14 protein-coding genes are annotated in these 22,932 nt (G+C 69.5%); 10 read left to right on the top strand and 4 right to left on the bottom strand.

Going from position 1 to position 22,932, the window contains the following annotated elements; genetic code table 11:
- Nucleotides 1-11: 11 nt before the first annotated feature.
- The 5 genes from yaaA to QO033_RS08765 all read left to right on the top strand — a co-directional run bounded on the left by yaaA (nucleotide 12) and on the right by QO033_RS08765 (nucleotide 11,512).
- Nucleotides 12-794: a peroxide stress protein YaaA gene (gene yaaA, locus QO033_RS08785; protein WP_284480586.1), complete on the top strand. Its 783-nt coding sequence runs from the start codon at nucleotides 12-14 to the stop codon at nucleotides 792-794.
- Nucleotides 795-895: 101 nt separating this feature from the next.
- Complete coding sequence (locus QO033_RS08780; RefSeq protein WP_284480585.1) at nucleotides 896-6,355, top strand: alpha-2-macroglobulin family protein; 5,460 nt, start codon at nucleotides 896-898, stop codon at nucleotides 6,353-6,355.
- Nucleotides 6,356-6,358: 3 nt separating this feature from the next.
- Complete coding sequence (gene pbpC / locus QO033_RS08775) at nucleotides 6,359-8,422, top strand: penicillin-binding protein 1C (RefSeq protein WP_407682105.1); 2,064 nt, start codon at nucleotides 6,359-6,361, stop codon at nucleotides 8,420-8,422.
- Between the two features lie 85 nt (nucleotides 8,423-8,507).
- Entirely contained in the window at nucleotides 8,508-9,368 is an 861-nt protein-coding gene (locus tag QO033_RS08770; RefSeq protein ID WP_284480584.1) for a 2-keto-4-pentenoate hydratase, read from the top strand.
- A 221-nt stretch (nucleotides 9,369-9,589) separates the two neighbouring features.
- Complete coding sequence (locus tag QO033_RS08765) at nucleotides 9,590-11,512, top strand: FAD-dependent monooxygenase (RefSeq protein WP_284480583.1); 1,923 nt, start codon at nucleotides 9,590-9,592, stop codon at nucleotides 11,510-11,512.
- A gap of 75 nt (nucleotides 11,513-11,587) precedes the next feature.
- Here QO033_RS08765 and QO033_RS08760 read toward each other — a convergent pair whose 3' ends face one another.
- From QO033_RS08760 to QO033_RS08745, 4 genes are read right to left on the bottom strand one after another with little or no spacing between them, the layout of a single operon-like run.
- The gene (locus tag QO033_RS08760; protein WP_284480582.1) at nucleotides 11,588-13,630 is read right to left on the bottom strand and encodes a hypothetical protein; all 2,043 of its coding nucleotides are present in this window, start codon (nucleotides 13,628-13,630) and stop codon (nucleotides 11,588-11,590) included.
- Nucleotides 13,627-16,425 (bottom strand): DUF4159 domain-containing protein, encoded by a 2,799-nt coding sequence (locus QO033_RS08755; protein WP_284480581.1) that lies wholly within the window; start codon nucleotides 16,423-16,425, stop codon nucleotides 13,627-13,629. The genes QO033_RS08760 and QO033_RS08755 overlap by 4 nt, the downstream gene beginning before the upstream one ends.
- Nucleotides 16,422-17,321 (bottom strand): DUF58 domain-containing protein, encoded by a 900-nt coding sequence (locus QO033_RS08750; protein ID WP_284480580.1) that lies wholly within the window; start codon nucleotides 17,319-17,321, stop codon nucleotides 16,422-16,424. The genes QO033_RS08755 and QO033_RS08750 overlap by 4 nt, the downstream gene beginning before the upstream one ends.
- Nucleotides 17,318-18,325: an AAA family ATPase gene (locus QO033_RS08745; protein ID WP_284480579.1), complete on the bottom strand. Its 1,008-nt coding sequence runs from the start codon at nucleotides 18,323-18,325 to the stop codon at nucleotides 17,318-17,320. Before QO033_RS08745 ends, QO033_RS08750 begins: the two co-directional genes overlap by 4 nt.
- A gap of 76 nt (nucleotides 18,326-18,401) precedes the next feature.
- Between QO033_RS08745 and QO033_RS08740 the strand changes: the two genes are divergently transcribed.
- The 5 genes from QO033_RS08740 to QO033_RS08720 all read left to right on the top strand — a co-directional run bounded on the left by QO033_RS08740 (nucleotide 18,402) and on the right by QO033_RS08720 (nucleotide 22,621).
- Nucleotides 18,402-18,983, top strand: coding sequence for a DUF1285 domain-containing protein (locus QO033_RS08740; RefSeq protein WP_284480578.1), 582 nt, complete (start codon nucleotides 18,402-18,404; stop codon nucleotides 18,981-18,983).
- A 147-nt stretch (nucleotides 18,984-19,130) separates the two neighbouring features.
- Entirely contained in the window at nucleotides 19,131-19,853 is a 723-nt protein-coding gene (gene mtgA / locus QO033_RS08735; RefSeq protein ID WP_284480577.1) for a monofunctional biosynthetic peptidoglycan transglycosylase, read from the top strand.
- A gap of 63 nt (nucleotides 19,854-19,916) precedes the next feature.
- Nucleotides 19,917-20,588: an FtsZ-binding protein FzlA gene (gene fzlA, locus QO033_RS08730; protein WP_284480728.1), complete on the top strand. Its 672-nt coding sequence runs from the start codon at nucleotides 19,917-19,919 to the stop codon at nucleotides 20,586-20,588.
- A 144-nt stretch (nucleotides 20,589-20,732) separates the two neighbouring features.
- Nucleotides 20,733-21,779 carry a tRNA epoxyqueuosine(34) reductase QueG gene (gene queG / locus QO033_RS08725; RefSeq protein ID WP_284480576.1) on the top strand — a complete coding sequence of 349 codons (1,047 nt, stop codon included), beginning with the start codon at nucleotides 20,733-20,735 and terminating at the stop codon, nucleotides 21,777-21,779.
- A gap of 77 nt (nucleotides 21,780-21,856) precedes the next feature.
- The gene (locus QO033_RS08720) at nucleotides 21,857-22,621 is read left to right on the top strand and encodes a metallophosphoesterase (RefSeq protein WP_284480575.1); all 765 of its coding nucleotides are present in this window, start codon (nucleotides 21,857-21,859) and stop codon (nucleotides 22,619-22,621) included.
- Nucleotides 22,622-22,932: the final 311 nt, after the last annotated feature.

Genomic DNA, 22,932 nt, shown 5'->3' with positions numbered 1-22,932 from the left:
GGACTGATAGCATGATGGTGGTGATTTCTCCGGCCAAGAAGCTGGACTGGAGCGCGCGCGGGATCGACACGACAGAGCCGGTCTTTCGCGACGAGGCGGCCGAGCTGGCGGAGGTGGCCCGCGACCTGAGCGCGGAAGATCTGCAGAAGCTGATGAAGATCAGCCCGGAGCTGGCGAAGCTGAACCGCGACCGGTTCCGCGCTTTCGATCCGACGCCCGCCGCCGACCTCACCCGCCCCGCCGCGCTGGCCTTTGCCGGCGACACCTATCAGGGGCTCGAGGCCGCGTCTCTCGATCCCGAGGAAATGGATTGGGCGCAGGATCATCTGCGCATCCTGTCAGGGCTCTACGGGGTGCTGCGGCCGCGCGACGCGATCCAGGCCTATCGGCTGGAGATGGGCAGCCGGCTGAAGACGCCGCGCGGAAAATCGCTCTACGACTGGTGGGGCGACAGGATTTCAGAGGCATTGAATGCGCAGGCCGCGACGCTGGGCACCGATGTTCTGGTCAATTGCGCCAGCCAGGAATATTTCGGCGCGGTCGATCCGGCGGCGCTGAAGCTCAGGGTGATCACCCCGGTCTTCATGGAGGACAAGCCGGGCGGGCCGAAAATCGTCAGCTTCTACGCCAAGCGGGCGCGCGGCGCGATGGCGCGGTTCATCGTCCAGCGCCGGTTGACCGATCCGGCCGCGCTGACGGATTTCGACACCGGTGGCTATGCCTATCAGCCGAAGCTGTCGGCGCCGGACAAGCCGGTCTTCTTGCGCAGCGCAGAGGCCTCTGCCGCCGCCTGATCCTGGGCTGGGCCCGGCTCTGTCGGGGGGCCGCGACACGGGGAATCCTTGCAAAGCAGTCTGCGTCCTGCGACCCTGTCGCCATAGGACGGAGAGATTTCATGTACCCCAGTTTGCGCGCGGCCCTCGCCCTGATTTTCATGTTCATGATCGGGGGGGCCGCGCTGGCGCAGCCGGCCGACGGGCCGATCCCGGGCTTCCGCTATGTCGGGTCGAGCGATACGGATTTCTACGGCTCCGACCTGCAGGCGCTGTTCGACACCGACCTGCCCAGCTGTCTGCGCGCCTGTTCGGCCAGCGACCGCTGTACCGCCTTCACCTTCAACACCCGGTCGCGCGCCTGTTTCCCCAAGAGCGGGGTGAGCGAGCGGGTGCCCTATCAGGGGGCGCTGTCGGCGGAAAAGGTCACGACCTCGGCACAGGTGTTGCGCCAGGGAGCCGCGCGGGCAGCCGATCTGGGGTTTCTGACGGCTGAGGACATGTCCGCCGCGCGCGACCAGGCGCGCGATCTGGGGCTGCGCCATCGCGCCGGCGGTTCCGATCTCAAGGCGGTGACCGAGGCGGCCCGCGACCGGCTGAGCGCCGGCGATACGCTGGGCGCGGCGAACTGGATCGGGCTGGCCGTGGTTCTGGGCGACAAGGCCGCCGCCTGGACCGAATACGCCCGCCTGCTGCTGGCGGTGAGCACCGACAACGATAACCGGCGACGGGACTATGACACCCGGGCCGGGCTGGCGGCGATCAACGGCTATCTGCGCAGCGGAGGCGATCCGGCGCGGGTGGCGGCGTTGAGCCAGCTGGGCGAGGCGCTGGAGCGGCAGGGTCGCGGCCGGGTGATGCTGAGCGCGCTGCGACTGGCCAGCGAGATTCAGCCGCGCGCCGATATTCTCGCCGCCCTGGACGAGGCGATCGGCAAATACGGTTTTCGGGTGACCGACAGCACGGTGGAAAGCGATGCCGCCGCGCCGCGCATCTGCGCCCAGTTCTCTGAGCCGCTGGCGCGCGCCGGGGTCGATTACGCGCCTTTCGTCAAGCTGCCCGACCCGGGGCTGGTGGTGCAGGTGACGGACAGCCAGCTCTGCATCGACGGGGTGGCGCATGGCACCCGCTATGCCGTGACCTTCCGCAAGGGGCTGCCGGCGGCGAGCGGTGAGCTGCTGTCGAAGGACGTGACCGTCACCCATTACGTGCGCGATCGCAAACCCGCCGTCCGGTTCCCGGGGCGCGCCTATGTGCTGCCGAAGGCCGCCGATGCCGCCCTGCCGGTGGAGACGGTGAATGTCACGGGGCTGGACCTGACGCTCTATCGGATCAGCGACCGCAACCTGATCGCGGCGATGCGGGAAGAGCTTTTTGCCCGGCCGCTGTCGCATTGGCAGCAACAGCAGCTGTCGGAGGGGATGGCGGTTGAAATCTGGTCGGGCAGCGCCGAGGTGCAGACGCGTCTGAACCAGGACATGACGACACGGCTGCCGCTGGCCCAGGCCATCGCCGGGCAGCCGGCCGGGATCTATGCGCTGGTGGCGAAGGTGCCGGGCGCCGATCCCTATGACGATCCGGGCGCGACGCAGTGGTTCGTCCTCTCCGATCTGGGGCTGATGACGCAGTCGGGGATCGACGGGCTGGGTGTGCAGGTGCTGGGCCTGTCGGACGCCCGCCCGCGTAACGGGATCGAGCTGACGCTGATTTCCCGCGCCAATGCGGTGCTGGGCACCGCCGTCACCGATGCCGATGGTCTGGCACGGTTCGCGCCGGGGTTGACGCGAGGTCAGGGTGCGGCGGCGCCGGGGCTGCTGCTGGCCCGTCAGGGGGAGGCGGATCTGGCCTTCCTGTCGCTGAGCGATCCGGCCTTCGACCTGTCCGACCGCGGGGTGGAGGGGCGGATGCCGGCGGGGCCGGTCGATGTTTTCCTGACCACCGACCGCGGCGCCTATCGCGCCGGAGAGGTGATCCATGTCACCGCCCTGGCGCGGGACGACCGGGCGCGGGCGATCGACGGGCTGCCGCTGATCGCCGTATTGTCGCGCCCCGACGGGGTGGAATACAGTCGCCAGATCTCGGACGGCGGTGTCGCCGGTGGCCATGTTTTCGCCTTTCCGGTGGGGGCGAGCGCACCGCGCGGCAGCTGGCGGCTGGAACTGCGGGCCGATCCCGATGCCCCGGCGCTGGCCAGCCGCAGCCTGCTGGTGGAGGATTTCCTGCCCGAGCGGATCGATTTCGACCTGAGCCTGCCGACCGGTGCGCTGCACCCCGGCGACAGCCCGCCGCTGCGGATCGAGGCGCGCTATCTCTTCGGGGCGCCCGGCGCGGATCTGAGCATCGAGGGTCAGGTGATCCTGCGCCCGGCCGACAGTGTGGCGGGCTGGCCCGGCTATCGCTTCGGCCGTCACGATGCCGACAGCCGGCCGCAAAGCAGCTTCTTCGGCGGCGCCCGGACCGATGCGCGCGGTCTTGCCGATGTGGCGGTGGAGATCCCCAGCCCCGAGGCCGAGGGCCAGCCGCTGGAGGTGGAGGTGATCGCCCGGCTCGCCGATGGTTCCGCCCGGCCGGTCGAACGCCGGCTGACCGCGCCGGTGCGGCCCGTTGGGGCAGTGATCGGCATCAAGCCGCTGTTTGACGATGTGGTCGCCGAGGGCACCGAGGCGGGGTTCGAGGTGATCGGCCTGTCGCCCGATCTGCAGGTGGCGCCGATGGCGGTGCGCTGGACGTTGAACCGGGTGGAAACCCGCTATCAGTGGTATCAGCTCTATGGCAACTGGGACTGGGAACCGGTCACCCGCCGCAGCCGTATCGCCACCGGCACCGCCGATCTGGGCGCCGCGCCGCTGACGATTTCCCGGCCGGTCGACTGGGGCGAATACGAACTGGTGGTGGAACGCACCGACGGAACCTATGCTGCCAGCTCGGTGGATTTCTACGCCGGCTGGTATGGCGGTGGCGACAGCACGGCGACGCCGGACCGGCTGGACCTGTCGCTCGACCGGGACAGCTATCGCGTCGGCGATGTGGCGAAGCTGCGCATCGTGCCGCGGATGGCGGGCACCGCGCTGGTGACGGTGATGGCCGACCGGGTGATCTCGCGACAGGCGGTGCAGGTCGCCGCCGGAGAGAGCGTGATCCCGCTGGAGGTGACGGCGGATTGGGGCACCGGTGCCTATGTCGAGGCGACGGTGGTGCGGCCGATGGATGTGGCCGCCGGTCAGAACCCGGCCCGCGCCATCGGTCTGGCCCATGCGGCGATCGACCCGGGCGAAAAGGCCCTGAAGGTCTCGATCGCCGCGCCGGAGCTGGCCCGGCCGCGCGGCAGCCAGCGGATCCGCGTCGATGTCGCCGGCGGCACCCCGGGCGAGCCGGCCTGGATCACCCTGGCGGCGGTGGATCTGGGCATCCTCAATCTCACCGGGTTCCAGAGCCCGGATCCGCAGGGCTATTACTTCGGCCAACGCCGTCTGGGGGTGGAGCTGCGCGATGTCTACGGTCGTCTGATCGATGGGATGAACGGCGCGCTCGGCACCGTTCGTTCGGGAGGCGACGCCGGGCTGGGTGCCCAGCTGCAATCGCCGCCGCCGACCCAGGATCTGATGGCGGTCTACTCCGGCCCGGTGGCGGTGGGCGAGGATGGCGCGGCCTATGTCAACGTGCCGCTGCCCGATTTCAACGGCACCGTGCGGTTGATGGCCGTGGCCTGGAGCCGGGACGCGGTGGGCCAGGCGGCCTTCGATATGACGGTGCGCGATCCGGTGGTGGTGTCCGCCAGCCTGCCACGGTTCCTCGCCCCGGGGGACGAGGCGCGCGTCAGGCTCGACATCACCCATGCCGATGGTCCGGTGGGTGCGGCCTCGGTGGCGCTGACCGCGCGGGGTGGTGGCCTCACGCTCGGCGCCCAGCCGGCGGCCTTTACCCTGACCGAGGGCGGCAAGGTGCTGCTGGAGGTGCCGGTCAGCGCTACGGCGGTCGGCGATCCGGTGATCGATCTGGCGCTGACCACGCCGGATGGCACCGTGCTGGACCAGAGCCTGCGGCTGCCGGTGCGCGCCAACGACCCGGAGGTGGCCGAAACCCGGCGCTTCACCCTCGCCGGGGGGAAGACTTTCCGGTTCTCCGACGATGTCTTTGCTGGGCTGCGGCCGGGCACCGGCACCGCCCTCCTGTCGGCCGGCCCGCTGGCGCGGTTCGATGTGCCGGGGCTGTTGGCGACGCTGGATCGCTACCCCTATGGCTGCACCGAACAGGTGACCAGCCAGGCGATGCCGCTTCTCTACCTCTCCTCGGTGGCGCAGGCGGCGGGGATCGGCACCGGCCCGGCGGTGGCGGAGAAGATCGACGCCGCGATCACCCGGGTGCTGACCCGGCAGGCGCCGAACGGGGCCTTTGGCCTGTGGCGGGCGGAGTCGGGGGATTTCTGGCTCGACGCCTATGTCACCGATTTCCTGTCGCGGGCCCGGGCCGAGGGCCATGACGTGGCCGACCGTCCCTTTGCCCAGGCGCTGGACAACCTGCGCAACCGGGTGAATTACGCGCCCGATTTCGACGCCGGCGACAGCACCGGCAACGATGTCGCCTATGCGCTGATGGTGTTGGCGCGCGAGGGGGCGGCGGCGATGGGCGATCTGCGCTATTACGCCGATGTGAAGGCCGCCGATTTCGGCACGCCGCTGGCGGCGGCGCAGCTCGGGGCGGCCCTGGCCAGCTATGGCGATCAGATCCGCGCCGATGCGATGTTCGCCCGCGCTGCCCGTATGATCGCGGAGGATCGCACCCCCGACCGGCTGTGGCAGGCCGACTACGGCAGCCCGCTGCGCGACACCGCCGCGGTTCTGGCGCTGGCGACCGAGGCGGGCAGCACGGCCGTCGACACCGGGGCGCTGATCGCCCGGGTGATCAGCGCCAGCGACCGCCGGTCCACCCAGGAGGCGGCCTGGACCCTGCTGGCGGCCCGGGCGCTGGTCCGCGCCCCGGCGGAGTCGGGCCTGCGGGTCAACGGCGCGGCGGTGTCCGGGCCCTTCGTCCGGCTGCGGCAGGACGATGGCAGCAGCGGCCCCGATCTGGCGGTGACCGGCGCCGATGGCAGCGATACCGCGATCACCCTGACCACGCTGGGCGTGCCAGAGGTGGCGCCGGAGGCCGGCGGCACCGGTTATGCCATCACCCGCCGCTATGTCAGCATGGAGGGCGAGCCGATCGAGGGCAGAGATTTCGCGGTGGGCGACCGCTTCGTCGCTATCCTGGAGGTGACGCCTTTCGAGGATCTGGGCGCCCGGCTGATGATCTCCGACCCGCTACCGGCGGGTTTCGAGATCGACAACCCGAGCCTGCTACGCTCTGGCGATATTGGCGCGCTGGACTGGCTGAAACCGGATGAGGCGACTCATGCGGAGTTCCGCAGCGACCGGTTCCTGGCGGCGGTGGATCTGCGCGAGGCGCGCAAGCTGACCCTGGCCTATGTGCTGCGGGCGGTGAGCCTGGGGGCGTTCCATCAGCCGGCGGCCTCGGTCGAGGATATGTATCGCCCGGCCTATCGCGCCCGCACCGCCACCGGCCGGATCCGGGTGACGGAGTAACCCGTGGCGTGGCGCCGGTCCCGGGGCTGGAGCGCGATCCTTGTCGCGCTGGCGGGGGCGCTCTTTGCCGGGGCGCTGGCGCGCGACGGGGTCGATGCCTGGGTGGCGGCGACCGACCTGCCGCCGGTGCTGGCCGAAACCGGGGTGGAGCTGCGCGACCGCGACGGGGCGCTGATGCGCGCCTATCCGGTGGCGGACGGGCTGATGCGGTTGCAGCCGCCGCCGCCCGCCGCCGTCGATGGCCGGTATCTGGCGATGTTGCAGGCCTATGAGGACAAGCGGTTCGCCCGCCATGCGGGTGTCGATCCGCTGGCGATGGGGCGGGCGGTGGTGCAGGCGCTCTGGCACCGACGGGCGGTGTCCGGCGGCTCCACCCTGACGATGCAGGTGGCCCGGCTGCTGGAGGATGGCGGCACCGGTCGCTGGGCCGGCAAGTTGCGGCAAATCCGGGTGGCGCTGGCGCTGGAACGGCGGCTGGACAAGCCGGCGATCCTGTCGCTCTACCTCACCCACGCGCCCTATGGCGGTACGCTGGAGGGCATCCGCGCCGCCACCCTGGCCTGGTTCGGCAAGGAACCGGCGCGGCTGACCCCGGCGGAGGCGGCGCTGCTGGTCGCCCTGCCGCAATCGCCGGAGGCACGCCGCCCCGATCGCCACGCGGAGGCCGCCCGCGCCGCCCGTGCCCGGGTGCTGGAACGGATGCGACGCGCCGGAGTGCTGAGCGCGGAGGCGGCGGAGAGCGCGGCACGGGAACCGCTGCCGCGCGCGATGCGGCCGTTTCCGATGCTGGCGCCGCATCTGGCCGACCGGTTGCGCGCCGCCGATCCGCTGGCGCGGCGCCATGACGTGACCCTCTCGGCCGGGTTGCAGGCGCGGATGCAGGCGCTGGTAGCCGAGGCCGCGCGTCGGGCCGGGCCGCAGATTTCTGCCGCACTGATGGTGGCCGATCACCGCAGCGGCGAGATCCTCGCTACCGTCGGCTCCCCCGGCTATGGTGCCGGCGACGGTCGGCAGGGCTTCGTCGACATGACCGTGGCGCTGCGCTCTCCCGGATCGACGCTGAAGCCGCTGGTCTACGGGTTGGCCTTCGATCAGGGGTTGGCGCATCCGGAGACGCTGATCCACGACGGGCCGGTGATGTTCGGCCGCTATGCGCCGCGCAATTTCGACGGGCAGTTTCGCGGCGATGTCTCGGTGCGGCAGGCGCTGCAGTTGTCGCTGAACATTCCTGTGGTCCGGCTGACCCGCGATCTGGGGCCGGCGCGGGTGATGGCGGCGTTGCGGCGGGCGGGCACCGATCCGCAGCTGCCGGGCGGGGTGCCGGGGCTGGCCATCGCTCTGGGCGGGGTCGGCGTGACGCTGCGCGATCTGGTCCAGCTCTATACCGCGCTGGCCGAGGGTGGGGCGGGGCCGGTGCTGCGGCTGGAGGCCACCGCGGCGCGGCAGATGGGCGACAGGGTGATCTCGGACACCGCCGCCTGGCAGATCGGCGATATCCTGCGCGGGCTGAGCCCGCCGCATGGCGCCCCGGCGGGGGTCCTGGCCTATAAGACCGGCACCTCCTATGGCCATCGCGATGCCTGGGCGGTGGGCTATGACGGGGCGCATGTGATCGGCGTCTGGATGGGGCGGGCCGATGGCACCCCGGTGCCCGGCGCCTTTGGCGGCGATCTGGCCGCGCCGGTGCTGTTCGAGGCGTTCGGTTTGCTGAAACCGGACTTCGCGCCGCTGCCGCCACCACCGCCGGCGACGCTGATCGTCGGCGCCTCGGACCTGCCGCAACCGCTGCGTCGCTATCGCCCGCGCGGCGCCGTGCTGCGGCCTGCCGGCGGGCCGGAAGTGACCTTTCCACCGGATGGCGCCCGGCTGGCGGCCGGCGACGGGCGGCTGACGCTGAAACTGCACGGCGGTGCCGCGCCCTTTACCGTGATGGCCAATGGCCGGCCGGTCGGGGGTGCCTTTCACGGCCGTGAAATCGATATTCCCAGCCCCGGACGCGGGTTTTCGACGCTGGTGGTGGTCGATCGCGCCGGTCGCGCCGCCCGGGTCTCGGTTGAGCTGGAGTAGGCCGGCGGCGGGAAAACCCTTTGGTGACGCGGCCGATCCTGCCTAGGATGAGATCGGGGCTGAGGAGACCGGAGGAAGGATATCCATGCGACTGACAGGCTGGCTGGCGGCGGCGGCGATCATGCTGGGGGCGACGGGCGCCCGGGCCGATTGCGCCACACAGGAGGAAATCGACGCCTTTATCGAGGCGTATATCACCAAGGCCCCGGCCAAGGCGCTGTCGGTCGGCGGCAGCATGGCGGATGCCGCCTGCACCCAGGCCAAGCTGGGGCTGGCGATGGCGGATGTGATGGGGCCGGTGGTGGGCTACAAGGCCGGGCTGACCAGTAAGCCGGCGCAGGACCGTTTCGGTGTCAGCGAACCGGTGATGGGGGTGCTCTATCACGACACCCTGCTGCGCGACGGGGCGGAGGTGGCGCTGCCCTGGGGCTCGGTCCCGGTGTTCGAGGCCGACCTGATCGTGGAGATCGCCGATGCCGGGATCAACGCCGCCTCGACCGGAGAGGAGGCGATGGCCCATATCGCCAGCCTGCATCCCTTTATCGAACTGCCCGACCTGATGCTGGCGAAGGGGGAGCCGATTACCGGCGTCACCCTGACCGCCATGGGGGTCGGTGCCCGCTCCGGCGTGGTGGGCGAGGGGCTGCCGGTGACCGATCCGGCGGCGGCCTATGCGGCGCTGGGGGCGATGCGGGTGGTGCTGCGCGCCGCCGATGGCGAGGTGCTGGCCGATGTGCCCGGCACTGCGGTGCTGGGACATCCGATCAACGCGGTGCTCTGGCTGCGCGACAAGGGCGTGGTGTTCAAGGCCGGCGATCTGGTCTCGGTCGGTTCCTTCGGGCCGCTGTTCCCGCCGGCAAAGGGCAAGGGCGGCGCCAGCGTTACCTATGTCGGGCTGCCGGGCGATCCGGTGGTCAGCGTGTCGTTCAAAGCGGCGGACGACTAAGCCATCTGACCGGAGCGGCAGAGCCGGCGCGGGCGCGCCGCCCGGGAGGGGCGGGGCCCTGGCCTGCCTGTGTCTCCGCGGTGGCAAACCCGGCCTGGGGGTGCGACCGCGATGCCTCCACAGAAATAGTTTGTGTACTTACTTGTTGTGGTCTATATGATGTGTATGGATACTATATGCCCTCATATCGTTTTGAGCGGCTGCGGTTGGGAGGAGAAACCATGCAATTCTACCTGAACGGTTTTCGGGGCGGCGACCCGGATCTGAAGGATGCGGCCCCGGGCCGCCGCGACCGGACGCGCTTTGCGCCGCTGCCGGAAAAGGTGGACGTGCTGATCGCCGGTTGCGGCCCGGCCGGCCTGTGTCTGGCGGCGCAGCTGTCGCAGTTCCCCGAAATCGACACCATGATCGTCGACCCGAAACCCGGCCCGATCGAAAAGGGCCAGGCCGACGGGGTGAACACCCGCACCATGGAGATGTTTCAGGCCTTCGGCTTCGGAGAAACGGTCAAGCGCGAGAGCTACTGGGTGAACCAGACCGCCTTCTGGTCGCCCGATCCGCAGACGCCGGGGCATATCCGCCGCATCGGCCGGGTGCAGGACGTGCCAGAGGATTCCTCGGAAATGCCGCACACGCTGCTGAACCAGGCCCGGGTACATGAGCTGTTTCTGGATGCGATGAAGGCGTCGCCGTCGCGGCTGGAGCCGGACTACGGCTGGGCCGTGCGCGACCTGAGCGTCGATCCCGCAGCCGCGGACCATCCGGTGACCGTGACGCTGGAAAACACCGGGGTGAACGCTGGCAGCACCGTCGCGGTGCGGGCGAATTACGTCGTCGGCTGCGACGGGGCGCGGTCGAACGTGCGCAAGGCGATCGGCGGCCAGTTGCATGGCGATGCGGCACATCAGGCCTGGGGGGTGATGGATATCCTCGCCAATACCGATTTCCCGGATGTGCGCCAGAAATGCCTGATCACCTCTGCCGGAGAGGGCAACGTGCTGATCCTGCCGCGCGAGGGCGGCTATCTGTTCCGCATGTATGTCGAGCTCGACAAGCTGAACCCGGACGAACGGGTGGCACAGCGCGGCTTTACCGCCGATGACATGATCGCCGCGGCGAACCGGATCATGGCGCCCTATACCATCGACGTGAAAGAGGTGGTCTGGTGGTCGATCTATGAGATCGGGCATCGGATGACCGATACCTTCGACGATGCGGGGGACGATCCGGACCGGCTGCCGCGCGTCTTCACCGCGGGCGACGCCTGCCACACCCACAGCCCGAAGGCGGGGCAGGGCATGAACGTCTCGATGCAGGATACCTTCAACCTCGGCTGGAAGCTGGCACATGTGTTCCAGGGGCGCGCCGATGCCGGGCTGCTGCGCTCTTATTCCGCCGAACGCTGGGCCGAGGCGAAGCGTCTGGTCGATACCGACCACGAATGGGCCCGCATCATGTCTGCGCCGCCGGGGGAATCGGAACTGGACGGGTCGGACATGCCGCGGTTCCAGAAGCAGTTCATCGAGAACCTCGAATTCACCGGGGGCCTCGCCGTGCAATACGCCGAATCGGCGCTGATCGCCGCGCCCACCCATCAGGCCCTGGCCACGGGGGAGGAGATCGGCCGCCGGTTCCATTCCGCTCCGGTGGTGCGGCTGGCGGATGCGATGCAGATGCAGCTGGGGCATGCGGCAGAGGCCGACGGGCGCTGGCGCATCTATGCCTTCGCCGGCCGGGAGGACAGCTCTGCCCCCGGCTCGGCGATCCACAGGCTGGCCGACTGGCTGGAGACGGACGCTGCCTCTCCGGTGGTGAAATACACAAGGCTGCAGGAGGATATCGACGGGCTGATCGACCTGCGGGCGGTGTTCCAGCAGACCTTCGACCAGCTCGCCTATGACGACATGCCGTCGCTGCTGAAGCCGAAGAAGGGCAAGCTGGGCCTCATCGATCACGAGAAGGTCTTTTGCACCGACCACAAGGGCGCCGGCGATTTCTATGCCATGCGCGGGATCGACAGGGAACGCGGCTGCATGATCGTGGTGCGCCCGGATCAGTATATCGCCAATGTCCTGCCGCTCGACGGCTACGCGGCGCTGGCGGCTTTCTTCGACGGCATCTACCGCCCGGTGGCGCAGGGCTGAGGCCGGGGCGCGCCATTCCCCCGGGGCGGATTGTCCGGCCCGGGGGAGATGCGGCGCGGTGCCCGGGGGTTGGGCTCAGCGCCGGCCTTCCCGCAGCCAGCCGGCCAGCACCAGGGCCGAGATCATCAGCAGCACCAGCCAGGCCGGCATCAGCGGTATCTGTCGCACGTCGCGGGTTTCATAGGCGCCGCGCGGGGTCAGGCCGATCCAGCCGCGCCCGGCGGCGGGCCGGCCCTCGCGCACGTCGCGCAGTCGTGGCACCCCGTCTTCCAGCGCCAGGATACCGCCGCGCAGCGGGTCGATCACCGGCTCCATCACCGTGCCGGTGGCGATGGTCTGCTCGAATTCCTTGGGCGCGGCCGGGCCAAGGCCGATGACCGCGCTCTGATCGCCTTCGCTGAGCCGATAGAGGCCGATCTCCGGGCCGCGATAGGTCGCCTCGAAGCGGCCGGGCGAGACCTCGCGCAGGGGGATCTCCTCGGTGCCGCCGTCCGGCCGGGTCACGGTGACCGGGCCGACCGTCTCCGCCAGGCTGCGGCGGATGATCCGCATGGTCTGGCCGCTGGCCTCGGCCCAGAGTGCCTCTTCCTCCAGCTCGGGTTCCTTCATCATCCAGTGGGCCAGCCGCCGCAGCAGCTCCAGCTGCGGCCCGCCGCCCTCGTAGCCACGGCTCCACAGCCAGGCGTGATCCGAGGCCAGCAGCGCCACCCGCCCCTCGCCCACCCGGTCAAGGATGAGGAGCGGCCGGTCCTCGTAGCCGGACATCAGCACCTCGCCCGAGGTCGGCTCAACCTCGATCTGCCGCAGCCAGGAGCCCCAGCCGGTGCCGTCGCCCAGATCGGCGGTGACCGGATGGCGCCTTCCCAGATCGGTGACCATCGGGCGATAGCGTTCCTCGATCACCCGGGCGCTGGGGCGCGCCGGCAGCACCGGCGCCAGCGGCGAGCGATAGATGCTCGAGGCGGTGGCGAAATCCGGACCCGCCGCCACCAGAACTGCGCCGCCCTGGCGGACGTAATCGGCGACATTGTCCAGATAGATCGCCGGCAGGATGCCGCGGCGTTTGTATCGGTCGAAGATGATCAGGTCGAAATCGTGGATCTTCTCCAGAAACAGCTCTCTGGTCGGGAAGGCGATCAGCGACAGCTCATCCACCGGTACGCCGTCCTGCTTCTCCGGCGGCCGCAGGATGGTGAAATGCACCAGATCGACCGAGCTGTCGGATTTCAGCAGGTTGCGCCAGGTGCGCCCGCCGGCGTGCGGCTCGCCCGAAACCAGCAGCACCCGCAGCCGGTCGCGCACCCCGTTCATCTGGATCAGCGCGGAGTTGTTGCGATCGGTCAGCTCTCCCGCCGCCTCGGGAACGGAGAAGCGGATCACGTTGCGGCCACCATGCGGCAGGGTCACCGGCAGGTCGATATCCTGACCGATCGGCACCTGGAACCGTTCAGGGTCACTGCCGTCGATGGAGATGTCGAGCGGCGCCAACCCGTCCCGCGCCGGCGTCGCGCCGCTGTCCTCGATCCGCAGGGTCAGGGTCACGGATTCGCCGATGATGGCGAAGGCCGGGGCGTTGCGGACGATCAGCCGGCGGTCCCAGTCGGTGTCGTGCCCGGTCATCAGCAGATGCAGCGGCGCCGGCAGATCGGGGGTGCGGTCAAGATCGTGGATGCGCCCGTCCGACAGGGCGACGATGCCGGCGACCCGGGCGCGGGGTTCCTCCGCCAGCGCCGAGGACAGCGCCGTCATCAGCTGCGTACCGGCATCGCCGGGGGCGTCGGCGACGCGGATGCGGCGCAGTTCGGTATTGTCGCGGGCGGTGATGGCGCGGGCCAGCTCCTCCGCCGCGCGCTGCATCTGTTCGGGGCGGTCCGACAGAGACTGGCTGGCGCTGTGGTCCTCGACCATCAGCACGATATCGCTGAGCGGGCTGCGATCCTCCTGCTGCAGCGACGGGCCGGTCAGCGCCGCCAGGATCACCGCCGCCGACAGCAACCGCAGCGGCCAGCCCGACAGCCCGCGCCAGAGCGCCAGAGCGACGGCAAGAACCGCCAGAACGGTCAGCCCGGCCAGCACCGGCCAGGGCAGAAGCGGGTCGAAGACGATGCTGCCGGTCATTGGCCCAACCTGTCCAGAAGCGCAGGCACATGCACCTGATCGGATTTGTAATTGCCGGTCAGCACATGCATCACCAGATTGACACCGAACCGAAGCGACAGTTCGCGCTGGCGTTCGCCGGTCAGCCCGCGACCCACCGGCAGCAGCGGATTGCCGTTGCGGTCAATCGCCCAGGCGCCGGCCCAGTCGTTGCCGCCGATCACCACCGGCGTCACCCCGTCATTGAGATTGCGAAACGGCATGCCCTCGATCTGTTCGGCATCGGGCGGCGCCGCCTCGACCCAGACCTGGCCGTTGGCGTGGCGGCCGGGGAACACCTGCAGCAGATAGAAGGTGCGGGTCAGCACGTGATCGGCCGGCACCGGCTCCAGCGGCGGGATGTCGAGCGGCGCGGCCAACTCCTGCAGCTTGCGGCCGTTGGGGCTGGCGGCGCCGAATCCGGCGATATCGGCATCGCGGGTATCGAAGAGGATCATCCCGCCGGAGCGCAGGTAATCGTTCAGCTTGACATAGGCGGCATCGGAGGGGCGCGGCTGATCCGGTGTCACCGGCCAGTAGAGCAACGGAAAGAAGGCCAGTTCGTCGCGTTCCAGGTCGACACCGATCGGATCGGTGGGTTCGATCGAGGTGCGGAAGAACAGCGTATCGGACAGGCCGACCATGCCGGCCTGGGCGATATCGTCCACCTGGGTGTTGCCGGTCAGCACATGGGCCAGCATCAGCTCCCGGGTGGCGTCGATGGCGAATTCGGTGGCGGCGGCATCCGGGGGCGCCGGCGTCTCCTGCGCGCGCAGCTCCGGCGCCGGCAGGCCGGCGGCCAGCGCCAGCACGGCGATCAGCGCCGCGGTTCGCCGGCGGGGCGGCATCAGCCGGCCGCCGAGCGCCAGAGAGGCGATCACATCCAGCGCCAGCAAGATCAGCGCGGTGGCCAGCAGCAGCCCGCCCAGCGGTTGTTCCGGTGTCCGGCTCAGGGTCTCGACGGGTACATCGGTGGGCCAGCTTGCCGGTGTCAGCACCGCATCGGCGGGCAGCACGTTGCGCGCCAGCCGGCGGTCACCGCCGTCATAAAGACCGGGGCGCAGATCGGGGCCCAGCGGCGCTTCGGCCAGCGCGGCGCCATCCACCCCGGGCAGGGTTCCGGCATCATGCAGGGTGCCGAAGCCATCCATCACCTGCACCGGGCGCCAGGTGGTGCCCTCCAGCTCGCGCGCCTCGGGCGGCTTCGCCGAGGAGGTGACCGCCAGCCGCTCCAGCATCTGCACGAAGAGACCGGAGAGCGGCAGCGTCGACCATTCCGCATTGGCGGTGACATGGAACAGCACCACTTGCCCCTGGCCCAGCGATTTGCGGGTCACCAGCGGGGTGCCGTCCGACAGCGCCGCGATCACCCGGTCGGCCAGCGTCGGGTCGGGCTGCGCCATCACCTGGGCGCTGACGGTGACATCGGCGGGGATCGGCAGCCCGGCGAAGGGCGAGGAGTCGGGGAAGGGGGCCAGCGTCTTGGGCTCCCCCCAGCTCATCGCGCCGCCCACCGTGCGGCCGCCGCTGCGCAGCCGCACCGGCATCAGCGGGTCTTCCTCGCGCCGGCTGACGTCGCTGGCGGCCAGCCGCGGCCCGGCGAAGCGCAGCAGCATGCCGCCACCGTCGACCCAGTCGGTCAGCGCCGATTTCTCGGCCGGCGACAGGGTGGCGATATCGGCCAGCACGATGACATCGGGATTGGCCGGCAGCAGATCGTCCAGCGCGCCATGCAGCAGATCGGCCGAGGGTTTCAGTGCCTGTTGCAGGTAATGCAGCGGTGCCAGCAGCTCCAGCCCCTCGCGGTCCTCGCGGCCGGCGATCAGCGCCACCTCGCGCCGTTTCAGCCCATCGTCGGTCAGGCTGACCGCCCCGGCGGAGCGATGCGCCTGCAGTTCGAACCGGGTCACCCGGGCGCGCAGCTCCGCTGGCAGGGCGAGCGCGGTATCGGTTTCGGTGGTGCCGGCCTCGAAGCGGGCGGGGACGCTGGCCAGGACCCGGGGCGTGCCGGCGGGATCGCGGCCCTGGGTCAGCACAGTCACCTCGCGCGCCGGCCCGGGCTGCGACCGGTGCAGCGTGATGTGGATCGCTCCGTCCTCGAACCGGGCCGGCCCCAGGCCCAGCACCGGCTGGCCGGTTTCATAGACCCGCAGCGCGCCCTTGGCCCGCAGCGCGGCGATCAGCCCGTCGCGCCCGGGATAGTCGAGCCCGTCGCTCAGCCAGTGGGTATCGAAGTCTTCGGCGGCGGCGGCGGCATCGCGGGCGGCGGCGGCCAGCTGATCCCCGGTCGGCAACCAGGCGGCGGGCGCCAACCCGGGCAGCCGGCTGCGCCAGACATCGGCGGACTGGAACTGCAGCGGCTCCGGCGCGGTCAGCGACAGCAGCGCCACCGGCCGGCCGGCGCGCCCGGCCTCGGCCAGTTGCCCGTCAAGCAGCGCGATGCGATCGGCCCAGCGGGGGGCGCCGGGCCAGCCGGCATCCAGCACGATCAGCAGTGGCCCCTGTCCGGTCTGGTCCCGCTGCGGGTTCAGCACCGGCCCGGCCAGCCCCAGGATCACCGCCGCCACCGCCGCCATCCGCAGCAGCATCAGCCACCAGGGGGTCCGGTCGGAAATGCTGTCGTCATCGCTCAGCCCCAGCAGCAGCGCCACGCCGGGAAACCGCCGCCGCACCGGCGCCGGCGGGATCGCCCGCAGCAGCAGCCACAGCAGCGGCAACGCCAGAAGACCCAGCAGCAGCCAGGGAGAGGTGAAGCCGATGCCCGCGAGAATCGTCATGCCGTGCCCCTGTCCAGCGCGCGATAGAGCCACAGCAGCTCCGATTGCGCGCTGTCGCCGGTGTGATGGGTGCTGAACTGCCAGCCGGTGGCCCGGCAGAGCCCCTGTAGACGGTCGCGCCGGGCCGCCAGCCGGTCCAGATAGCGGCTGCGCAGATCGCCGGCCTTCAGCGTCTCATGGCGGAGCGTGCCGCCAATACTCTCGAAGATGGTGCGGCCCTGGAACGGAAAGCTCTCCTCCTCGGGGTCGAGCACCTGCAGCAGCACGCCGCGCACGCCGCGATCGGCCGCCTTGGTCAGCGCCAGCTCGACCTCGGCCAGCTCGCCGAGGAAATCGGACAAGAACACCGCGCGGGCATGGGGGATCATCGCCCGGTGCTCCGGCGGGGTGTAATCGGTTTCGGCATCCTCGGCGAAGGCCTCGGCCAGCCGCAGGATCTGGGTCTGGCCGCGCCGGGGCGGCAGGGCGGTGCCGGTCAGCCCGACCCGTTCGCCGCCGCGCACCAGCAGGATCGCCAGCGCCAGCCCCAGCAGCCGGGCGCGGTCGATCTTCTCGGCCAGCCGGTCGGAGGAGGCGAAGCGCATCGAGGCGCCGCGATCGACCCAGAGCATCACCGATTGCGCGATCTGCCATTCGCGTTCGCGCACGAATTGCTGATCGCCGCGGGCAGAGCGGCGGTGATCGATCATCCGCCGGCTGTCGCCGGGCTGGGCCGGGCGGTATTGCCAGAAATCGTCCCCCATGCCGGCGCGTCGCCGGCCGTGTTCGCCCAGCAGCACGGTGCCGGCCAGATGGTCGGCCCGCGCCAGCAGCGGCGGCAGCCGGGCGGCCTCGGCCTCGGCCCGGGCGCGCAGCCCGGCGACCGGAGCGACCACAGGGGGGACGGCAGATGTCACGCGGCGGCCTCGCTGCGCGCCAGACCGGTGGCGGTTTCGTCGATCAGGGCGGCAAGGCTGTCGCCACGGGCCCGGGCGGCGAAGTTCAGCGCCATCCGGTGGCTGAGCACCGGCCGCGCCATGTCGAGCACGTCTTCGGCGCTGGGGGCCAGCCGGCCCTGCAGCAGGGCGCGGGCGCGCACCGTCAGCATCAGCGCCTGCGCCGCGCGCGGCCCCGGCCCCCAGGCGACGGTTTCCGCCACGCGGGACGAGACGCCGGGTTCCTCGGGTCGGAAGGCGCGCACCAGGTCCAGGATCATCTCGACCACCGAATCGCCCACCGGCATTCGCCGCAGCAGGGTCTGCGCCGCCAGGAGATCGGCGGCGGAGAATACTTCGGTCGCGGCCTCTTCGTTCACCCCGGTGGTGGCCAGCAGGATGTCGCGTTCGGTCTTGCGGTCGGGGTAGGGCACGTCGATCTGCACCAGGAACCGGTCCAGCTGTGCCTCGGGCAGGGGATAGGTGCCCTCCTGCTCGATCGGGTTCTGGGTCGCCAGAACGTGGAACGGGGTGCCCAGCGGCCGGTCCTGCCCGGCCACCGTCACCATGCGTTCCTGCATCGCCTGCAGCAGCGCCGACTGGGTGCGCGGGCTGGCCCGGTTGATCTCATCGGCCATCAGCAATTGGCAGAAGATCGGCCCCGGCACGAAGCGGAAAGCGCGGCTGCCGTCGGCAGCGGTATCGAGAACCTCGGAGCCGAGGATATCGGCGGGCATCAGGTCGGGGGTGAACTGGATGCGGTTGCCGTCCAGGCCCATCACCGTCGACAGGGTTTCCACCAGCCGGGTCTTGCCCAGCCCGGGCAGGCCGATCAGCAGGGCGTGACCGCCGCACAGAAGCGCGGTCAGCGTCAGCTCCACCACCCGCTCCTGGCCGATGAATCGCCGGGTGATCGAGGATTTGGCGCGGGCCAGCTTGTCTTCGAGCGCCTCAATCTCGGCGACCAGATCGTCAGGATCGGACATTGGCATTCCTCTCGTGAGCCTTACATCGAATGTATATGGTGATAGTCTAACTCGCGTGAAGGAAATGGCAAAACCGATGAGCGGACAAAAACCTGTGACACCCTCGGCAGATGGCATCGCAAACGCGGTGCGTGCCGCGAAAACGCGCGGGCTGCCGCCGGTGCATCTGTGGAACCCCGACTTTTGCGGCGATCTCGACATGCGGATCGCCCGGGATGGCACCTGGTTCTATCTTGGCACGCCGATCGGCCGGCCGGAACTGGTCAGGCTGTTCTCTTCGATTCTGAAGAAGGAAGGCGACAAGTATTTCCTGGTCACCCCGGTGGAGAAAGTCGGCATCACGGTGGACGATGCGCCCTTTCTGGCAGTGGATTTCGAGGTTTCGGGGCAGGGGGAGGATCAGGTTCTGACCTTCACCACCAAGACCGAGGACGTCGCCATCGCCGGGCCCGATCACCCGATTCGCGTCACCCGCGACCCCGAGACCGGGGAGCCCTCGCCCTATGTGCTGATCCGCGCCAACCTGGAGGCGCTGATCGACCGCAAGAGCTTTTACCGGTTGGTCGATCTGGGGGCGCATCACGATGGCTGGTTCGGCCTGTGGTCCTCGGGTCAGTTTTTCCCGATCATCCCCTCGGCAGAGCTGGAGACGGCCTGAGGTCGCGGCCCGGTCCCCGGTCCGGCCTGCGGGCAACCTGCGCCTGCCGCCTGCCGCGGGGCGGTGGCCCCGGGCCCGATGCCGATGTGACGCAGGCCGCCGGGCAAGCGGCTTGACCGTCCGGATGCGGGCAGGCAAGCAGGGGGCATGGCGAAAAAGGCGACAGCGAAGAAAAAGCCCGGCGACCGGGCCCCGATCAAACCGCTGCGCTGGCTGCGCCGCTGGGTGCTGCGCATTCTGCTGGTGCCGGTGGCGCTGATCGGGATGCTGGTGCTGCTCTATACCGTGGTGAACCCGCCCTTCACCTATACGATGTGGGTCGAACACGGCAAATACGGCCGGATCGAACGGCAATGGGCCGATCTGGAGGACATCGCCCCGGTGATGGCCCGCGCCGTGGTGGCGGCGGAGGACGCCAATTTCTGCCTGCACTGGGGCTTCGATCTGAAGGCGATCCAGGCGGCGATCGAAGGCGGTGGCAGCCGAGGCGCCTCGACCATCAGCCAGCAGGTGGTGAAGAACGTCTTTCTCTGGCAGGGGCGCAGCTGGATCCGCAAGGCGCTGGAAACCGTCATCACCCCGGTGGTGGAGGCGGTCTGGACCAAGCGCCGGATCCTCGAAGTCTATCTGAACGTGGCCGAGACCGGCGAGGGGGTCTTTGGCGTCGCCGCCGCGGCACGGGAGAATTTCGGTGTCAGTGCCGCCGAACTCAGCCCGCGGCAGGCGGCGCTGATCGCTGCGGTGTTACCGGCGCCGCGGGCGCGTTCGGCGGCCCGGCCGTCGGATCGCACCCGCAAACGGGCGCTGGCGATCCAGGACGGCGCGGCCACGATTCGCGCAGATGGCCGCGCCACCTGTTTCGAGGATTGAAAAAACCTTGCCGGGGGCGCTATCTGGGGTCCACTGTCTCCGAAGCGAAATCCGATGCAACCGATGACCACGGCCCGCCTGTTCCATGTTCCCCTGTCCCCGTTCTGCCGCAAGGTCCGTCTGGTCCTGGCGGAAAAGCGGATCGAGGTGGAGCTGGTCGAGGAGCGCTATTGGGAGGCCAGCCCGGACTTCCTGCGCCGCAACCCGGCCGCGAAGGTGCCGGTGCTGAAGCTGGATGGCCGGACCATGGCCGAAAGCGCCGCGATCTGCGAATATCTGGACGAAACCCGCCCCGACCCGGCGCTGATGCCGCGCGAGGCGGCGCAGCGGCTGGAGGTGCGGCGGCTGATCGGCTGGTTCGACGACAAGTTCCATAACGAGGTGACCTCGAAACTGCTGTACGAGCGGGTCAACAAGAAGGTCAGTGGCCAGGGGTATCCCGACAGCGGCAACGTCAAGGCCGGGTCGCGGGCGATCAAGTACCACCTGGATTACATGCACTGGCTGCTGGATCATCGCCGCTGGCTGGCCGGCGACGTGATGACGCTGGCCGATTTCGCCGCCGCGGCGCATCTTTCCTCGCTCGATTATATCTCGGACGTGGACTGGAACCGCTCTGCCGTGGTCAAGGACTGGTATGCCAAGATCAAGTCGCGCCCGGCCTTCCGGTCGATCCTGGCCGATCAGGTGCCAGGGTTCCGGCCGCCGCCGCATTACACCGATCTGGATTTCTGACGGGGCGGTTGGGCGGCATCCTTCGCAAGGAGGCTGTCTGCCCCCTGTTGCCCGTGACCGGGCAGGGGCTCCGCTCCCCCCCCTCGCAGGCGAAACGCTCCGCCGGAGCGTTTCAAGGAAGCCTGCTCAGCCCCCGAGGATATTTTGAGCCAGAAAGAACCCGATCCCCTGAAACAGAGAGTGCTGGCGCAGGCCCGGGCCGAGGGATTCGTTGCCGCGCGGGTGTGCCGGCCCTGGGATGTGCCGGAGGTGCCGGCGCGGCTGGAGGCGTTTCTGCAGGCGGGGTATCACGGTCAGATGGGCTGGATGGAGGAGCGGCGCAGCTGGCGCGGCGATCCCCATGCACTCTGGCCCGAGGCGCGGTCGGTGATCATGCTGGCCGAAAGCTATACCCCCGACCACGATCCGCGCAGCATTCTGGCGCGACCGGGGCGGGGGGCGATCTCGGTCTATGCGCAGAACAAGGATTACCACGATCTGGTCAAGAAACGGCTGAAGCGGCTGGCGCGCTGGCTGATCGCCGAGGCCGGAGGCGAGGTGAAGGTCTTTGTCGATACCGCGCCGGTGCCGGAAAAACCGCTGGCGCAGGCGGCGGGGCTGGGCTGGCAGGGCAAGCACACCAACCTGGTCAGCCGGGCGTTCGGCAACTGGGTGTTCCTGGGCTCTGTCTTTACCACGCTGGAGCTGCCCGCGGATCCGCCCGAGCGCGACCATTGCGGCAGCTGTACCGCCTGTCAGACCGTCTGCCCGACCGATGCCTTTCCCGCCCCCTACCAGCTGGATGCGCGGCGCTGCATTTCCTACCTGACCATCGAACACAAGGGCCCGGTGCCCGAGCCGCTGCGCGAAAAGCTGGGCAACCGTATCTATGGCTGCGACGATTGCCTGGCCGCCTGCCCCTGGAACAAATTCGCGGTGGCGGCCAGCGACATCCGCTATGCCGCGCGGGAGGTGCTGAAGGCGCCGGCGCTGGCCGATCTGGCGGCGCTGGACGATGCCGGCTTCCGCGCGCTGTTTTCGGGCTCCCCGATCAAGCGGATCGGGCGTGATCGCTTTGTGCGCAACGTGCTCTATGCCATCGGCAATTCCGGCGATCCCGGGCTGCGGCCGGCGGCGCAGGCGCTGACCGGCGATCCCGATCCCACCGTGGCCGAGGCGGCGCATTGGGCGCTGACCCGGCTGGCCGGCTGATGCCGGTGCTTTTCTTCTGCACCGGGGCTGGCTAGGCTCGGGCCGGTGTGGTGGATGTAACGGGTGAAAGGGTTTTCATGCCTCTTGGTCCCTGGCTGAGACGGCTGCGTGGTGGTCGCGATCCCGGGCCGGTGACGCAGATGCCGCCGGTTTCGCCGGACCGGCCGTTCTATGCGGTCGGCGACATTCATGGCCGCAGCGATCTGCTGGAGCGGTTGCTGGAGCGGCTGGATCCCCGCCTTCCCCTGGTGTTTCTGGGCGATTACGTCGATCGGGGCGAGGACAGCGCCACCGTGCTGCGCCGCCTGCAGGCGCTGAGCGCGGACCCCGACAGGACCGTGATCTGCCTGATGGGCAACCATGAGGATATGCTGCTGCAGTTTCTCGATACGCCGGAGGAGCGCGCCCGCAGCTGGCTGCGTAACGGCGGATTGCAGACGCTGGCGGCTTTCGGCGTGGCGGGGGTGACGGAACGCAGCAGCGGCGCGCGGGCGGCCCGTGCCGCCGAAGAGCTGGCGACCGCCATGGGGGGGCCGTTGGTGGACTGGCTGCGGCAGCGGCCTGTGCTGTGGCAATCCGGCAATGTGGTGGCGGTGCATGCCGGGGCGGATCCGCAACGCGCGATGACCGCGCAGACCCGCCGGGCGCTGTTGTGGGGGCATCCTGAGATGGGGGCGATCGCGCGCAGCGACGGGCTGTGGCTGGTGCATGGCCATCGGATCGTCTCCGATCCGGTCGCGGCGCATGGGGTCGTTTCGGTCGATACCGGCGCCTATGCCACCGGCCGGCTGACAGCTGCGCATATCGCGCCGGGACAGGTCAGTTTTCTGACTGCCGTTTGAAACGGACTGCGGTTTGGAAGAAGACTGCGCTGCAAATCGATTTAAATTCAATTACTCGCGGCGCTGAGGTGATTCGATTTCGTGGCGCTGATTCCTTTTTTTGATTTGATTTGTATCCTTACCGAGGCGATGGGTCTGATATAGATTTTCTCTGTGTGGGCTGAGAGCTCGTCCCGCCGTGCTCTGAATTTTCGCGTGAGGACGGCGGATGGATCTTTTGTCAGGGGCGCTGGCGTCGCGGCGGCGGATGTCTAAATTTTTTATCCTGTTGATTTTGTCTGGAAATATCGTGATTTGATTTATTATTAATT

Source organism: Pseudodonghicola flavimaris (assembly GCF_030164425.1).
Classification (GTDB): Bacteria; Pseudomonadota; Alphaproteobacteria; order Rhodobacterales; family Rhodobacteraceae; genus Pseudodonghicola; species Pseudodonghicola flavimaris.
This window is presented reverse-complemented; position numbering and strand designations above follow the sequence as displayed.

Bases quoted from the DNA above. Each gene is read 5' to 3' on its own strand.
- QO033_RS08770 (WP_284480584.1), top strand. From the start codon at position 8,508: ATGCGACTGACAGGCTGGCTGGCGGCGGCGGCGATCATGCTGGGGGCG.
- yaaA (WP_284480586.1), top strand. From the start codon at position 12: ATGATGGTGGTGATTTCTCCGGCCAAGAAGCTGGACTGGAGCGCGCGC.
- mtgA (WP_284480577.1), top strand. From the start codon at position 19,131: ATGGCGAAAAAGGCGACAGCGAAGAAAAAGCCCGGCGACCGGGCCCCG.
- QO033_RS08755 (WP_284480581.1), bottom strand. From the start codon at position 16,425: ATGACGATTCTCGCGGGCATCGGCTTCACCTCTCCCTGGCTGCTGCTG.
- QO033_RS08740 (WP_284480578.1), top strand. From the start codon at position 18,402: ATGAGCGGACAAAAACCTGTGACACCCTCGGCAGATGGCATCGCAAAC.
- QO033_RS08780 (WP_284480585.1), top strand. From the start codon at position 896: ATGTACCCCAGTTTGCGCGCGGCCCTCGCCCTGATTTTCATGTTCATG.
- QO033_RS08765 (WP_284480583.1), top strand. From the start codon at position 9,590: ATGCAATTCTACCTGAACGGTTTTCGGGGCGGCGACCCGGATCTGAAG.
- fzlA (WP_284480728.1), top strand. From the start codon at position 19,917: ATGACCACGGCCCGCCTGTTCCATGTTCCCCTGTCCCCGTTCTGCCGC.
- QO033_RS08720 (WP_284480575.1), top strand. From the start codon at position 21,857: ATGCCTCTTGGTCCCTGGCTGAGACGGCTGCGTGGTGGTCGCGATCCC.
- QO033_RS08760 (WP_284480582.1), bottom strand. From the start codon at position 13,630: ATGACCGGCAGCATCGTCTTCGACCCGCTTCTGCCCTGGCCGGTGCTG.
- QO033_RS08745 (WP_284480579.1), bottom strand. From the start codon at position 18,325: ATGTCCGATCCTGACGATCTGGTCGCCGAGATTGAGGCGCTCGAAGAC.